This is a genomic window from Anaerophaga thermohalophila str. Valhall (assembly GCF_000250735.1).
GTDB classification, from domain to species: Bacteria; Bacteroidota; Bacteroidia; order Bacteroidales; family Marinilabiliaceae; genus Anaerophaga; species Anaerophaga thermohalophila_A.
Genome location: NZ_AHZV01000331.1, coordinates 1 through 15,341 on the forward strand (window position 1 = coordinate 1; position 15,341 = coordinate 15,341).

Genomic DNA, 15,341 nt, shown 5'->3' on the forward strand with positions numbered 1-15,341 from the left:
TCTTATATCAAAAAATCTAACGATTTATTAACTGTATACATTTTCACGAAATCAAATATAAAAAAGCATTAAAAAGTGTATTTGTCTTCATCCTTCCAATTATTGTCTGTTTCTTACATTTATCGCATATACCATGGCTTCAATCATCTTACAAGTTATTTATGAGCTAATTACACTTATTGTCCATTTCTTACAGAAATTGTTTTTAATCCATCATCAAGATGAATTGTGTTAAAATATTTCTAATTTTGATGTAGTGTTTTTCTTTTAAAATTGGACGGAGAAAAACAGGAAGGATACTCAAATGATCATAAAAAGTCTCTTCATTAAAGGAATAATCACGCTGTGGGTATTATTCTCTTTCGATACAGAAAAAGCTCGTTCCGTTCATCCGCTCTATTTTTCGAACCTGACAATAGAACAAGGTCTGTCATCGAATGTAACCAATTCCATCGTACAGGATCCGTATGGTTTTGTCTGGATAGGCACAGAAGAGGGATTGTGCCGCTACGACGGTTTCAAAATGATCGCCTTTCAAAAAACAGGGACTGCCGGCTCCCTGCCTTCCAATAATATTTCAGCGCTGGCTTTCAGCAACGGACGGATATGGGTTGGAACCTGGGACGGATTATGTACCATCGATGTCAGGAACTTTCGCATAGAACAAATAAATGTTGGAAAACACAGGGTTATCAGAACACTGTATGCCGACACCAAAGGCAATGTATGGATAGGCACTGCAAGCGGACTTTTGAAGTTTGATGAAAAAGAGAACCGTTACACCTTCTACAACAGCTCCAACTCGGGATTATCTCACAACACCATCCGTTCTTTCTACGAATCAGAGAACGGCGATATTTGGATAGGAACATACGACGGATTGAACAGATATCGCAGCGACACCATTGTCTCTTTTAATGTTAAAGGAAATTATAAACCCTTGCTTGAGAACAATCTCGTGGTTTCGATCAATGGCTGTCCGCAGACGAATGATTCATTACTATGGGTAGGTACAGAAACAGGCCTGGCCAGGTTTAATACACGTACCGCGGAATATGAACTGTTCAATACTTCGAATACGAATTTCAGCAATGAAGTCATCAAAACCATCCATATCCAGAACGACACGCTGTTGTGGTTAGGCACCGATTTTGGCCTGAACATACTTAACACTAACACCGGAAAGGTAAGTACTTACTATCACGATCCGATGGTTGGAAACACCATAGCAAGCAACGTAGTCTGGGAGATTTATGAAGACCGTCAGCAACGTCTGTGGTTAATAACATCGGGCGGGGTAAGCCTGGTTGACAGGGGCGAACCCTATTACCAGCTGCATGAAGAGTTTTTCAGCTTTGAAGACCCGCGAATCGGAAACCAGATAAGGGATATCCTCACCGACCGGAACGGAAATGTATGGTTGGCCACTATACACGGGGTGGTTAAGCGCTCCGCATCGGGGAAAAGAGAAACTTTCTCGACCACCTCCGGCCCCGAAAGACGATTATTACTGGACAATGTCTATGCTCTTGAAGAGGATAACCGAGCTCGGATATGGATAGGAACGGCAGGTGGAATCGACATCTGGGATCCTGAAAAAAAGGAGATGTACGCATTAACCGCAAGCCGTAACAATGGCCTAACGTCAAACTACATCAGTGGTTTTGCTAAGGACAGTAAAGGAAATTTTTGGGTGAGCGCCTGGGAGGGAGGTGTATTTAAGGTGTCAGAAACGGGAAATTCTCCAGAGCAAATAACGTTCAAACGGGCTGATAAAGACGGTGAAGGCAGACTACTCTCCCATAAAGGGAAAATTTTTTATGGCAGCGGACCTCTGTTATGGGAAATAAACCGCAACACTTTCGAAAAAACACTAATCGAGGCTGTTGCCAAAGAGACATCCGGAAAAACCATTACGGCATTGCTCTCCGCTCATAATGATAATATCTGGATAGCGGCAGAAGATTTGCTACTAAAATATGACACAAAATCGGGGAAAATACTGAAAACGGATATAAACATCACAACGCCGCAAAAATTGATCAACCTGGAACAGGATGCGTCCGGAAATCTCTGGGGAACCACCCAAAATGTCATTGTGAGAATTAATACCCGTGATAATGAAATAATTACTATTCCGGTAAATCCCGGTTCTCCGTTCAAAGGATTCTATTCTTATTGCAGTGCAGTAACCACAAACGGTCATATTTTATTTGGAGGAGATAATGCTTACGTGGAAGTTGATCCGGGACAAATCGATCTTCCAGGTATGAAACCACAGGTTCGGATATCAGGACTGCGGATTAACAATCAAAACATACTTCCTTCCGGTTCCGGGATATTACAAACCGACATTGCTTACGCCGATGCCTTGAATCTGAAATACAAACAAAACTCATTGACTTTTGAGTTCTCCACGCTGGACTACCTGTTCCCCGACAAAGGACAATTCAGGTACCGGCTGAAACCGGCACAAAATGACTGGATATATAACAGTGGGAACAACAATTTTGCCGTATTTGCCAATGTGAAGCCCGGTGAATACACGTTCGAAGTTCAGGGCACCAATCATCTCGGTATTTGGAGCAATTCCCGGGAGCTGCAAATCGATATTTCCCCGTCTATCTGGTTGAGCAATGTATTCCTAACTCTTTATGTACTTATTATTGTGGGGATGACTTATTTTGTTTTCCGGGTTTACAGTTACCGTCAAAGGCTTCGAAATGAACTGCAAATTGTTAAGATTGAAAAACAGCACAGCGAAGCACTTTATCAGGCTAAAATACGGTTCTTCACCAATATCTCTCATGAATTCCGCACTCCGCTCGGGCTGATAATTTCCCCTCTGAAACAATTGGTTAACGCCGGCATCAGTGATACCAGATTACAGCACATGACAGAACTCGCCCATCGCAACGCCGGTCGCCTCTATAAGCTTATTAATCAGCTCCTCGATTTCAGAAAAATTGAATCCTCCGAACTGCAAATTGTGACGGAAGATACAGAGCTGGTGGATTTCACACGAGAAGTTTTTAACTCCTTCGACGATCTGGCCCGCCGTCATCAAATGGATTACCGTTTTAACACCCGGTTGTCATCTCTCAATTGTCGAATTGACAAGGAAAAAGTAGAAACCATTCTGTTCAATTTTCTGTCCAACGCTTTTAAATATACACCCGATGGCGGCAGGATCATAGTAGAACTGGAGGTTTCAGAAACTGATAACGAAGAAAAAATCATTGAAGTCAGTGTAAATGATACGGGCCCTGGCATTTCCGAGGATGAACGAAAACATGTCTTCGATCTGTTTTATCAGACCAATGTAAGCAAGCCCGCAGGCTCAGGTTCAGGCATAGGCCTGACTCTGTCGATGGAATATGCCCGGTTGCATAGCGGTAACATCAAGCTGGAAAGCACTCCGGGTAAAGGCAGCAAATTTACTCTGCAACTTCCTTATGTTGATGCGACAGGGCTGGTTGAGAGGACGGAAAACCATATTTATCCCGGAAAGACATCCGTTGAAAAAGAACCGATAACGCTACCCAAAGGGGCTAAGAAACTTCTGGTTGTTGATGATAACCCCGATTTTCTGGACTACCTTGAAATGAACCTGGAACAGGAGTATCAACTGGTTTTTGCTGAGAACGGTGCCCGGGGAATAGAACTGACACAGAAAGAACAGCCCGATCTGGTTATCTCTGATGTCATGATGCCGGTAATGAGCGGCACCGAATTATGCCAATACCTGAAAAGCGAATCAGCTACCGCCCATATCCCGGTAATTTTGCTGACGGCCAAAACACTCGATATCGATAAAACCGAAGGCATGAACAAAGGAGCCGACATGTACATCACCAAACCCTTCGACATTGAGTTTCTGCGATCAAGCATCAGAAGTATATTCAGACGTGAAGAACAAATGGCCCGGTATATCAAAAACAGGTTATTGATTTCTCCAGACGAAACGTACGAGAAAGAACACCCCGACGAACGCTTCCTGAAAAAAGTAATGTCGATTGTTGAAAGAAATGTTGAAAATCCCGACTTCTCGGTAGATATGATCAGTGAAACACTCGGGATGAGCAGCACTCATCTTTACCGTAAACTAAAATCCATAACCGGACAATCCACGCGCGGGATCATCAACAACTACCGCATGCAAAAGGCTGCCAATATGCTCAAAAACAAAGATGGAAACATTACCGAAATAATGTATGCCGTCGGTTATACCAGTTTATCGAGTTTTTCTAAAAGTTTTAAGGCTAAATTCGGTGTGTCGCCGAAGGGGTACAAATAGAGGCTGCTGACTTTTTCAGCAGCCTGTTTCAAATTTATTTTCCATTGTTCTTTTTCAATAGTCAGTTAAGAAAAGCCTAAGCGCAGAGGCGCAATGACGCAAAGTTTTTATTATGAGAGCATTGTGGTTTGTGTAATTAATTGTGTAAACAATTTTTTACCAGGCATCTGTAAAACTTTAACGTAGTATTGTGACTTTATTCAGTAATATCATTCCTTTCTGCCGCCCTTCTTCTTTCGAGTTCGGCAATAATTTCATCCATTTTACTGTCGCTCAGCTTGTAAAAAATCATAACAGCGCCGGAGATCAGGGCTGCAATACCCGGAATGAAACTCATCATATATTTGATCCCCTCGATTGTTTCGGGTGTTTGATTCACATTAGCCTGAAAACCAAACAGGGCAAGAAGCCACATGGTGATGGATCCGCCCAGTGTCCATCCGAGCTTTTGTGACATACTGGAAGCTGAAAATACCAAACCTGTTGCCCGACGGCCGGTTTTATATTGAGAATAATCCGCTGCATCGGCATACATCGACCACATCAACGGGAAAATAATCCCTGCGCAAAAGCTGATCAATGCCTGAAGCAGGTATATAAAGAAGTAATTTTCGCGATTACAAAAATAGAATATGCCACTCAGCAAAGCAGCTATAAACATGGCATAAATAAAAGTCCGCTTTTTCCCGATTCTGGCTGAAACAGGTCTGGCCATAATAACCCCTATCATATTGGCAGCCTGTCCCAGGAACAAATAAAGGGTGCTGTAGGTAAAAGTTGCAGAAGAAATGGCCAAAGCCGTTTCATCAATAACGTAGTATTTAAAATAGTACAATGCCACACTATCACGAACAGAATTAAAAATTAATGTCATTACTCCAGCTCCCAGAATGATAAACCAGGGAACATTGCCAAGAAGGTTCTTAAAATCCTCTTTCAGGCTGCTTTGCTGGTTTTTTGGAGGATGAATACGTTCACGTGTCCATGAAAAAGTCATCAGAAAAAAGCCTACTGCAATTATACCGATAATTGTCATTGTAAGCTGATAGGAGGTCTGTTCGCTGAAATTGAGAACATGATGAAAGAAATCGACAGTAGGCTGAAAGATGGCGAACACCAGCAAACTTCCTGCAAAAGCAAAAACCATACGATAAGAAGCCAGGCTGGTGCGTTCGTCAGAATCGGCTGTCATCACACCCAGTAAGCTGGCATAAGGGACATTGATGGCAGTATAAGCCATCATCATAAGCGTGTAGGTAACATAAGCATAAATAATCTTCCCGTTTACGTTAAGATCGGGCGTTGTGAACAAAAGAACACCGATTATAGCAAAAGGCACGGCCATCCAGAGCAGATAAGGACGAAACTTACCCCATCTGGTGTTAGTGCGGTCTCCTATAATTCCCATAATGGGATCATTCGCGGTATCCCAAACACGTGTAACCAGGAACATGGTACCTACAGCGGCTGCAGGAATACCAAATACATCGGTATAAAAAATAGCCAGGTAAGCAGTGAAAATCTTCCAATACATCGATGAGGCAGCATCACCAAAACCGTATGCAATTTTTTCCTTCAATTTTATGACGGTATTACTCATAATAGATCGTTAGATTATAAGATATGAGATAATTCATCAGTATAAATTATGTATAAGTTATTGGTCTGATGGAACTCGCATGATTGGGTTTATACATGTTCTCTTGTTACAAACCTTGTCATGCTCGTTTCATTTACAATACTCTGTTAAACTTGTACAGTTGTTTGGTAATTAATTGTTTACACAGTAAATACCATAAGCCACAACTCTCTCATAATAAAAACTTTGCGTCATTGCGTCTCTGCGTTTAGAATATTGTTTGACTGACGATTGACTTTGTAGATGTGCACTCATCATGAATCCTCATTACTTTCTGCGGCAACATGTTGCAATCGTTGAATACTTTCAATCAGCGCCCTGGTATTGTGATACGGACATTTCCAAAACCCGGCTTTCAGACCGTTGCGATCGGGCTGCCCGTTGTCATTAATAATCCCGAACCATTCGCCTTTTTCATGGTCTATTACATGATTTTTAATGTAATTCCAGACTTTCCTGAACATTTCGTAATACACCGTTTCTCCTGTATGCTCAAAAGCATCCATGAACCCCACGAGTGCTTCAGCCTGAACCCACCAATGACGGTCTTTGTGCAACTCTTCTTTATTAAGGTCTTTTTCATAATAGAGAGAATTGTCGGGAGCCCACCCGTCTTTAATTACCGCATTCACCATTTGCAATGTTTTCCGGCATGTTTCTTTTTCCAGATGGTCATCTCCAATCAATCCGGCTGCTTCATTAATGAGCCATGCCCCTTCTATATCGTGCCCATAAGAAACAATGTCAGATTGCACTGTCCAATCCATGTCGAAAAACAAATGAAGATGCCACGATTCCTGATTCAAAATATTATCAAGAAAGACCCTCACCAGGCTTTTCATTTTATTTCGCAGTTCATCTGTAGGCCAGATACGAAACAGATTGGAATAAGGCTCCAGAATATGAAGATGAGTATTCATGCTCTTAGGTGAATTGGCATCCCTGGGGCTCAATCGCATATCTTTCATTTGCCCCCATTCCCGCGACAATGCTTCCAGGTAGCCTCCATTTACAGGATCAAAGCTGTGTGTTTCTATCAAGTCAAACAGTTTTACTGAAAGATCAAAACTTTCGCGACTCCCCGATGCTTTAAAATACTCTGAAAAGGCATAGATTCCAAATCCCTGTCCGTATATCTGTTTCCTTGAATTTATCACCTCGCCCTTAAAATTAACGGCCCAAAAAAGTCCGTCATACCGGTTGTCCCAAAAATGGTTAACCAAATAATCAAAGGCCCGATGAGCCAGTTCCAGGTATTGTTCGTCTTTGAAAAAATTGTAAGCAGCAGAAAAAGCCCATAAAATTCTGGCATTTAAAACAAGACCTTTGTCCGCCTGTGCTATAATTTTCCCTTCTGCATCTACTTCTCCGGCAAAGCCTCCATGCTCATGATCGATGGTATGCAAACGCCAAAAAAGAAGTATATCCTCCAATTCTTTGCGAAGATCGTTCAGCAATTCGTCTTTCTGGTTCATGCTAATTTTTTCTTTTGAGTGCTTTCAAAGGTTTTATTTTTATCTATCAACCCGTTAATTGTCTCTACCGAACGGGCACTATAAAACCTATCCGGAGGCGTATTTATACAGTAATCAACCAATTGATCGATCGTAGAAGTAGCAACATGCATACGGGTATCCGAAGAAGCATAATAAATAAAGACCTTGCCGTCATCATCAGCAATCCAGCCGTTTGAAAAAAGTACGTTGGAAACATCCCCCACACGTTCTTCTCCAAGCGGCCCCATAAAATAACCGGCAGGTTTGTGAGTTATAATCCATGGCTTTTCAAGGTCGGTCATAAACAAGTAAAGTGTATACCGTAATCCGGCTGCCGTGTTTCTTACCCCATGTGCCAGATGTAACCATCCCTTACCGGTACGAAGCGGTGGCGGGCCGAGTCCGTTTTTTACCTCATAAACAGTATGATACCGTTTGGCATCAACAATTACTTCCTCTTTTATTTTTGCATGTTCGATATCGTCGGCCAGACCAAATCCGATACCACCGCCTTTCCCGGTATCAATAAAACCGACCTGCGGTCGCGTATAGAATGCATATTTACCATCAATTTTATGTGGAAATAAAACCACATTACGCTGTTGGCCTGTTGTTGATACAAGATCGGGAAGGCGCTCCCAGTTTATCAGGTCTTTGGTTCGTGCTATTCCGGCAGCAGCAACCGCACTACTCGTATCCTCTTCAGGGGCATCAGGGTCTTTACGTTCGGAACAAAACACCCCGTAAACGTACCCGTCATCATGCCTGGTAAGTCGCATATCATAGACATTGGTATCGGGTAGTTCGTTCTGTGGCAAAGTAACAGGTCTGTCCCAAAAACGAAAATTATCAACGCCGTTTGGACTTTCGGCAATAGCAAAAAACGATTTCCGGTCGTTGCCTTCAACTCTAACCGCCAGAACATATTTCCCGTTCCACTTAATGGCTCCGGCGTTAAAAGTTGCATTAAACCCAATGCGCTCCATAAAATGCGGATTGGCTTCGGGATTCATATCAAATCGCCAGTGAAGGGGTACGTGGTTGCGTGTCAGGATGGGAAACTTGTAACGATTATAAATTCCATTTGTGCTAAACAACGGTTCATTCGGCCTTGTCAGCAATTTTTCATGCTCCCGTGACACTCTTTCAAGACGTTCGTTAAATAATTCATTCTTCATAGCCAATATTTAGTGCGTGTCTGTAAACTCAATAGATCGTTAGATTTTTAGATTTTTAGATATAAGATGATCCGTACAATCTTGATATACTGCATTTTAATAAACAAATCTCTGTAAGCACAAACAATTGGTTTGCAGGGTATTGCAAAAGTTTAACGGAGTATTGTAAACTCGCTAAAAATTTTTACAATATGTGTGTCTGATCTGAAGTTGTGAGTTCGTGACTCTTTTTGTAACCCCGTAAATTATTCAAGCTTATTCTCCTTCTTAAATCTGTTCCAGTCTTCCAGTAACCAAACTTTTTCACGCCTGACGAATTTCTTAAAATCAGCAGCCGAGGAATGTCCCGGGTAAGTACTGAAAAAATGGGTCGTATCGGCATTCCTCCAAAGCATTACATAGGCAATTTTTTCAGCCTCACTCCCTTTTGGGAATGCCTCACCGAGCTTTTGTGTAAACCACTTATTATCTGTCATTCTGTCAAGGCCTGTTTCTGTAAAAGCGGCAATTTTATCGGTTTTCTCAGCATACCCGACGACAATTTCAAGTTTTTGACGGGCGGCTTCTAAATTTTCACTCCCAACACGAAAATCACCGTAATTATCCATCCCCACTATATCTACGATATCATCTCCCGGGTACCATGTCAGGTATTCCTCTTCGCTGTTAAAATGATTGTCGGGAGAATAGGCCGAAAGGAAATTCAGACCTTTATCGTTACGCAAATACTCGATCGTGAATCTGAAAAGTTTTTTAACCTCATCAGGGGTACACAAACTACTGCCCCACCAGAACCAGCCACCATCCATTTCGTGCCAGGGTCTGAAAATAAACGGTATTTGTTGACCTTCTTCTGTCCTGAGTGACGAAAAAAAAGCTGCTACCTTATCAAGATGATCTTTAAATACTTCATGATGACTGCCGCCCGGGATTATATGCTTAACCACCTTGTGATCATTATCCCAGGCGCTTTTAGTGGTATCCACCGCACTGTATGGATGCCAGCTAAATGTAATGACAGCACCCATTTGGTACCCCTTAAGAACGAACTCGTGCATCTTTTCAAAAGGAACGCTGTCCAGATTTACAGAATGTCCCAATTCAAGACCGCCTAGTTCCCATCCAAACAGAGCCGGATAATCGCCGGCGGTTTCGTATGTATCAGAGCGTCCTTCCTTATATTTCCAGTGAACACCATAAGCCAGGTCGTCCTGGTGTCCGAAAAGTATCCCATTATTTTTTATCGCGTTAAGTTGTTCAAACAGCTTATCGGCAGGATTATGCGATAAATTTTCAGAAGGCCTGGTCACACATGAGAGCAAAACATTCCCCAACAGGAATAAGAAAAACAATTTCATCAGTATAAAATTAGTCTAAGTTATTGGTCTGATGGAACTCGCATGATTGGGTTTATACATGTTCTCTTGTGACAAACCTTGTCATGCTCGTTTCATCAGTGTAAAATTTAGTCTGAGATATTGGTGAAATGACTGTCTCTTCGGCTATTTTAAGGGTTTCAGTCGTAGCATGATCACATCATGTGAAGGAACAGTGGCCTTAAAAGCCCTTTTGGTTTTGCCAATATTTTTCCTGGTCCAGAGATTGCGTATTGCGTATGTAATCTCATTGAATTTGGCCTCGTAACCAAATATCTCATCTACCACATTCTCATTCTCCCAGTCAAATTCAACCACTGCCGGTTCTGCACGCCTGTTAAGGAAACAAACAGCCCACTCATTATTGTCCAGAGGCTTAAACCAGGTTTCCAGGCTGTCTTTGCTGCTGTATTTGAAGCCCTGAACACCCAGTGAATCCTGGTCGACAGCAATGACCTCCTCATTGGTAAGGATTTCAATGGTTTCTTCCGACATATTTCTCAGGTCGTTTCCGGCAATAAGGGGAGCAGCCAGCATGGCCCACATTGAAAAATGCGCGCGGTCTTCATTGACCGACATGCCGTTGCCGACTTCCAGCATATCAGGATCGTTCCAATGGCCGGGACCGGCATATTTGCGCAATCCCTCCTGCATATCCAGGATTTTCATTACACCCCAGGAGTACCAGCCACCCTCGTGTTCGTGTTTGCAGTCCCAACAAATAAAGATGTCTCCTGTGGTACGCCATAGGTGGGCAATGTCTTCGGCCCACTTCCAGGGTTCATTGTTGCCCCATTCGCACATACTGAACACAACAGGCCGACCTGCTTTGTACAACGCATCACGCATTGTGGTATAAGCCCCGACAGGATTTATATTTTCGGTATTGCACCAGTCATATTTCAAATAGTCGATTCCCCACTTTGCATATTGAAGTGCATCCTGGTACTCATAACCACGACTTCCGGGATACCCGGCACAGGTTTCAGTTCCGGCATCAGAATAAATGCCCAGCTTCAGTCCTTTAGAATGAACGTAATCGGCGAGCGCTTTCATTCCATTGGGGAAACGTGTGGAATCGGGATAGATAAAGCCGAAACTGTCCCGTCGGCCATGCCAACAGTCGTCAATGACGATATATTTATAACCTGCTTCTTTCATCCCACTTTCTACCATGGCATCCGCAATGCCACGAATCATTTCTTCATTAATATCGCAGGCAAATTTATTCCAGCTGTTCCAGCCCATTGGCGGAGTAAGTGCCAACTCTTCAAATTTTTGGGCTTGAATGCCAAACCCGAAAATAAAAGTAAAGACAACAAACAAACTCTTTTTAGTAATCATATTGCAGATATTTTTTTTAACACAATCATCCTTCGGATTAATTTCCAACAAAATACCGGATTTTAAACCTTAGTTACAAGTACAATTCTTTCAGTTATTTGTATAATTCGTCCATTTGTAATCGTTGCAGGATGACTTATCACCTACAAAAGAGGCATTATCAGGAAAACCATTTTGTTTTCTAAGATGCCATATATCATTATTATTTAGCAACAAAAATCCCGAACCAAACAAATGAATATCCGGTTCGGGGTAATAAACTCAATCTATACTATTTTTAACCTCTAACGTTATTTCAGATCGGGCATTTCATCTCTGGTAATCACAGCCTCATGAGAAACCGCGTCTTCCCACCAGCTTATGGCTGCATGCGTATGATTGGTTTCGCTGAAATCTGTATCACCGGGATTATTGGTACGTTCATAGTCGTACCATGGCATAAACCATGACCATAATGCGCCATTGTTCCACTGATCGGAAATTTTAGCAACACTTCCCATTTCACTTAAAGTGACCATCTTGGTAGGATAAGCGTCTTGTATTGCCTCAAATTGTGATGCAATATCATCGGCATCATTATTATTATAAATATCCCTGCCGACAATGTCTACATACTCATCTCCGGGATAAAATTCATCATCTTTTGCCTGTGTGGTCCATACCCAGATGAGATTGTTCAATCCCTGCTGTTCAAAATACTCAAACATATATACCCATAAATTTTTAAAGGCCTGAGCGCCATCAGCCCCCCACCAAAACCATGCTTTGCCGCCGTCGTATTCATAGATATTCCCGGCTGCTTCATGCAACGGTCGCCAGATCACGGGGATATTTTTGTTCTTCAATAAATTCAGATACCCTGCTATCTCTTCGAGGTCGGCTTTTACAATGTCGTTTTCCCAGGTCCCATCAATTGTAGCGTTGGCAGCATGAAAAGTAGTTTCTTCAGGTCTGTAGGTATATTCCGATGCTCCTTCGGATAATGGAACATTCCAGTGCCAGCAGGCACCTACCAATCCATTGTTGGCCCACCAATCTTCAACAACCTGTGTATCGGAGTAATCGATCCAGTTATCAGGTGCCCAATTCAGGTGAATATAATCGTATGTGTTCATTGCGGGATACTTGCCGGTATGTGAATACACCCATTCTGCTTCATTTATATTCCAGCTTACATTGGCAATAGCTCCTGAAATAATTTTTGAACCATAATTCTCTTTCAGGAAGTTGTAGACATTTTTGGCTTCAGGAGTGGGATTGGAAACAACAAGGTCGGAGGTGATTTCGACAGGAGGCCGGGTAGTAAAGGAAAATGTAATGTCATGCTCTGAAGGAATCCCAAAAGTGTTGACGACGGCCCCTGCCGGAACTGTCACCTCGTATTGAGTTCCATATTCGAGAGCTGCATCTATCAATATTTTTTTGAAGGAAGCATCTGCCGCAACCTGTTTACTATTTACAGAAATACCGTGATTCTCGACCAATTCCACAACCTCGTCAAAAGTAACAGAAACTTCTGCCGAAACATTTACATCCACGGCCCCGTCGACAGGCGATGTTGACTCTACAACAGGTGGAGGTTTCTTTTCTTCCGAATCATTCGAACAATACACAAAAAGAGGAAATGCCCAAAAAAGTATGCATATTCTTTTTATCATACTTCCATTATTTGAGTTAGTTAAAGAATAGCGACTGTGTAAAAACTCTGTGATACTCTGTGCGTACTTTGTGATACTCTGTGCGTACTTTGTGATACTCTGTGCAATTCATTGTTTCACAGAGATACACGGAGTTGGCACAGAGTCCCACAGAGTAAAAATTAGTCTTTTTAGAAACCTTCTTGAAATACACAAGAATCATTCTTTACGGAACCGGCTCAAATCTGAAATTATCCAGACTAATCCTGGTGAAATCCAAACCGGCGGGAGGTTGAGTAATGAGTCCCCAATCACCGCTGTTGGTGATATCACCAGTGATTCCTATATCATTAAGATTATAGGTTACAGTAACCCAACCGTCTCCGGTACCCCAGGTTCCGTCATCATTTTGGATGCCGAGTTTAAACCATTGGGAATCCTTGCCAGCAAGTTTTAACTGGAAATTATTTGAATCATCACTAATAGCCCCTTCGATCTTTACATCAATCTTGACGACATGATTATCAGCATCCACTTCGGGCTTTGGAAAGACATCATTATGATTACATCCCCATACCCATTTCCAGTCCCATGCACCAAGCTGGGCTGCACCCTTCAGGTATTTGCCCGATACGCCATTACCATCATCCATCAATGCACTGATACCGCTCCAATTGTCCCAATCCAGACTATGTCCTTCTTCGTCAAAATCATTAAAGACAAGACCGGGATAAAGAACCGGATCGACACCTCCAAAGAAAATTTCGGGTAAAAGGCCTTCTTCGCCTTCATAAGTAATAACGCGAATCTGGCCGTTCCCTGTGGGGACATCTTCGGGCACATAAACCTCGACGCGGGTGTCGGTTTTCTCACCATAGGCAGTTGCCTTAATTTCGCCCGGAAAAACAAGTTCCTTTATTAAATCAAGATTCGAGCCCAGAATAGTCAGAATCTGACCAGGTGTTGCCTTGCTTTCCTCGTAACCGGTCACGTCCGGAAGATTGGAAAGGATTGTAACCGGTCCGGAAGATTCAACCTCAACGCCGTTAATAGCGACAAGAGTAATGACACCTGTTTCAGAACCTACTTTCACAGTAACGATTATTTCGGTTTCTGTTTGACTGGTAATTTCTCCTTCAACACCGCCCGAAAAAATCACCTTATCTACCAAATCCAGATTTTCGCCGGTAATGGTTAGCAAATTATTTGGTTTTATTTCTGAAGGACTAAACGATGTCAGAGAAGGGGCAAGAAAGTTAAGCTCATCGCCTGTTACTGATTTCTGTGCAAGAGTATTGAAAACAACTGCACCTGAAAGAGCCCCATCGGGAGTAGTAACAGTAATTTCGGCAGGTGTCCCTCCTTCAGCAATGACTCCTTCAAAACCTCCTTCAAATACGACAGAAGAAATAAGATCAAGATTTTCACCGGTAACCGTTATATCTTCACCGTTTTTTAATGTTAGCGGCACAATCGAATTGATGGTCGGAAGAAGCATTTGAAGTTCTGTTCCGGAAATTACTTCAACGCCGGAGAGAGGAAGTAACACAATATTTCCATCCCGGGTATTTAAAGGAACAGAAATAACTATTTGGTCAGCACTCTGGCTAACAAAATCATCAGAGCCGATCTCGATATCTCCTCCAAGCTTCAAAGATACAACAAGATCAAGATCGGAACCGGAAATAGTGAGTTCACTGCCAGCCTTAACCGGATTAGGCGAAATCTCATCAAATACAGGCAAAGTAATGTTCAACTCACTTTCGGAATAAACAATTACCGGCTCCTCTTCCCCGTTTGAAACACCAATAATACCGGTTTGAGCGGCTTCAGGAACCGTTACTTTCAGCTCTTTACGGCTCTGTGATTCGAAAAATGACGTATCGGCCACTACACGGTCGGTGAAGATCACCTCTTTCACCAGATTAAGGTAATCTCCATTTATGGTGAGAACTTCGCCAGGCCGAATGGTTGCCGGAGTGAATTCATCAATAGAGATGGGTTCTGAATAGCCTATAGGTGTTTTAGTTGTTATATCACCCTGGGGTGTTTTCAATACAACCAATCCCTCTTCGGCATTTTGTGGCACGGTAAGTGTTATTAACTCGGTTGTGCGGGTTGTAAATTCCGAGGCATCAATTTCAATGCCGTCAGGAATAATTATAGCCGTTACTTTATCAAGATTGTCACCGATGAACCTTAGTTCTGCTCCTCTGGCTATAGGCATTGGCCCATAGCTGAAGAGTTCAACTTTATCATTGCCTTCATCATCATCGTCTTCACATGATATGAAAAGCATACCGGCACCCAGTACAATAAGCATCAGTGCACTGAATGAATACCGTATATATTTATTGAATTTTGTTTGCATAAC

The 15,341-nt window shown here is 42.4% G+C and carries 8 protein-coding genes; 1 reads left to right on the plus strand and 7 read right to left on the minus strand.

The features are described from left to right. Positions 1-304: 304 nt before the first annotated feature. On the plus strand, positions 305-4,297 hold the full coding sequence (locus tag OQ5_RS0116920; RefSeq protein ID WP_016778623.1) for a hybrid sensor histidine kinase/response regulator transcription factor: 3,993 nt from the start codon (positions 305-307) through the stop codon (positions 4,295-4,297). A gap of 196 nt (positions 4,298-4,493) precedes the next feature. Here the strand turns inward: OQ5_RS0116920 and OQ5_RS0116925 are convergent, their stop codons facing one another. The 7 genes from OQ5_RS0116925 to OQ5_RS0116955 all read right to left on the minus strand — a co-directional run bounded on the left by OQ5_RS0116925 (position 4,494) and on the right by OQ5_RS0116955 (position 15,338). Then, a complete protein-coding gene (locus tag OQ5_RS0116925; protein ID WP_016778624.1) occupies positions 4,494-5,897 on the minus strand; it encodes an MFS transporter in 1,404 nt (467 codons plus the stop codon). Positions 5,898-6,190: 293 nt separating this feature from the next. Next, positions 6,191-7,411: an AGE family epimerase/isomerase gene (locus OQ5_RS0116930; RefSeq protein ID WP_016778625.1), complete on the minus strand. Its 1,221-nt coding sequence runs from the start codon at positions 7,409-7,411 to the stop codon at positions 6,191-6,193. Next, positions 7,408-8,610, minus strand: a complete 1,203-nt coding sequence (locus OQ5_RS0116935; RefSeq protein WP_016778626.1) for a glycoside hydrolase family 130 protein — start codon at positions 8,608-8,610, stop codon at positions 7,408-7,410. The genes OQ5_RS0116930 and OQ5_RS0116935 overlap by 4 nt, the downstream gene beginning before the upstream one ends. A gap of 245 nt (positions 8,611-8,855) precedes the next feature. Beyond that, the gene (locus OQ5_RS0116940) at positions 8,856-9,968 is read right to left on the minus strand and encodes a glycoside hydrolase family 26 protein (protein ID WP_016778627.1); all 1,113 of its coding nucleotides are present in this window, start codon (positions 9,966-9,968) and stop codon (positions 8,856-8,858) included. A gap of 144 nt (positions 9,969-10,112) precedes the next feature. Further along, the gene (locus OQ5_RS0116945) at positions 10,113-11,330 is read right to left on the minus strand and encodes a glycoside hydrolase family 27 protein (protein WP_026055362.1); all 1,218 of its coding nucleotides are present in this window, start codon (positions 11,328-11,330) and stop codon (positions 10,113-10,115) included. A 290-nt stretch (positions 11,331-11,620) separates the two neighbouring features. After that, the gene (locus OQ5_RS0116950) at positions 11,621-12,988 is read right to left on the minus strand and encodes a glycosyl hydrolase (protein ID WP_016778629.1); all 1,368 of its coding nucleotides are present in this window, start codon (positions 12,986-12,988) and stop codon (positions 11,621-11,623) included. 205 nt (positions 12,989-13,193) lie between these two features. After that, positions 13,194-15,338 (minus strand): IPT/TIG domain-containing protein, encoded by a 2,145-nt coding sequence (locus tag OQ5_RS0116955; RefSeq protein WP_016778630.1) that lies wholly within the window; start codon positions 15,336-15,338, stop codon positions 13,194-13,196. Between the last annotated feature and the right edge of the window lie 3 nt (positions 15,339-15,341).